This is a genomic window from Pseudomonas sp. NPDC088414 (assembly GCF_044753325.1).
Lineage (GTDB): Bacteria > Pseudomonadota > Gammaproteobacteria > Pseudomonadales > Pseudomonadaceae > Aquipseudomonas.
Genome location: NZ_JBIVMY010000077.1, coordinates 1 through 1,502 on the forward strand (window position 1 = coordinate 1; position 1,502 = coordinate 1,502).

General features: G+C 56.6%; 2 protein-coding genes. Both read right to left on the bottom strand.

Annotated elements, in window-relative coordinates:
• A partial coding sequence (gene atpD / locus ACIP8I_RS27135) for a F0F1 ATP synthase subunit beta (RefSeq protein ID WP_400764925.1) occupies nucleotides 1–1,351 on the bottom strand: 1,351 nt, incomplete at its 3' end.
• Between the two features lie 27 nt (nucleotides 1,352–1,378).
• A partial coding sequence (locus tag ACIP8I_RS27140; RefSeq protein WP_400764927.1) for a F0F1 ATP synthase subunit gamma occupies nucleotides 1,379–1,502 on the bottom strand: 124 nt, incomplete at its 5' end.

A 1,502-nucleotide genomic window follows, 5' to 3' on the forward strand; every position in this document is an offset into this window, starting at 1 on the left:
CTTCGATGCCGCCAACCATGTAGAACGCTTGTTCTGGCAGGTGGTCGTAGTCACCGTTGAGGATGCCTTTGAAGCCAGCAATGGTGTCTTTCAGGGAAACGTATTTACCCGAAGCACCGGTGAAGACTTCAGCCACGAAGAACGGCTGCGACAAGAAGCGCTGGATCTTACGAGCACGGTTAACCAACTGTTTGTCGGCTTCCGACAGCTCGTCCATACCCAGGATCGCGATGATGTCTTTCAGCTCTTTGTAACGTTGCAGAACGTACTGAACGCCGCGAGCGGTGTCGTAGTGGTCCTGACCGATTACGTTCGGATCCAGCTGGCGCGAAGTCGAATCCAGTGGATCTACCGCTGGGTAGATACCCAGGGAAGCGATGTCACGGGACAGAACGACGGTGGCGTCCAGGTGGGCGAAGGTGGTCGCTGGCGACGGGTCGGTCAAGTCGTCCGCAGGTACGTATACCGCTTGGATCGAGGTGATCGAACCTTCTTTGGTCGAAGTGATACGTTCTTGCAGAACGCCCATCTCTTCAGCCAGAGTCGGCTGGTAACCTACTGCGGAAGGCATACGGCCCAGCAGTGCGGATACTTCAGTACCGGCCAGGGTGTAACGATAGATGTTGTCGACGAACAGCAGAACGTCGTTACCTTCGTCACGGAACTTCTCGGCCATGGTCAGGCCGGTCAGTGCTACGCGCAGACGGTTACCCGGCGGCTCGTTCATCTGACCGTAAACCAGTGCCACTTTGTCCAGAACGTTGGAATCCTTCATCTCGTGGTAGAAGTCGTTACCCTCACGAGTACGCTCACCCACACCGGCGAACACGGAATAACCGCTGTGCTCGATGGCGATGTTACGGATCAGTTCCATCATGTTTACGGTTTTGCCTACACCGGCACCACCGAACAGACCGACTTTACCGCCTTTGGCGAACGGGCAAACCAGGTCGATAACCTTGATGCCGGTTTCCAGCAGGTCGTTGCCGCCTGCTTGTTCAGCGAACGAAGGTGCTGCGCGGTGAATGCCCCAGCGCTCTTCGGTGTCGATTGGACCGGCTTCGTCGATCGGGTTACCCAGAACGTCCATGATCCGGCCCAGAGTCGCTTTACCGACCGGTACGGAGATGGCTGCGCCGGAATCGGTAACTTCCAGACCGCGCTTCAAGCCCTCGGTGGAACCCATCGCAATGGTGCGAACCACGCCGTCGCCCAGCTGTTGCTGAACTTCCAGAGTGGTTTCGGCCGCGCTCACTACTTTCAGCGCGTTGTAGATGCTCGGTACGCTGTCGCGTGGAAATTCCACGTCGATAACGGCGCCGATGATTTGAACGATACGTCCGCTACTCATAGCTGGATCCTCTGAATATTTGAACCGTTAAACCGCGGCAGCGCCGCCGACGATTACCGAGATCTCTTGGGTGATCGCAGCCTGACGCGCCTTGTTGTAGATCAGCTGCTTATCGCTGATCAAATCACAGGCGTTGTCGGTAGCGTTCTTC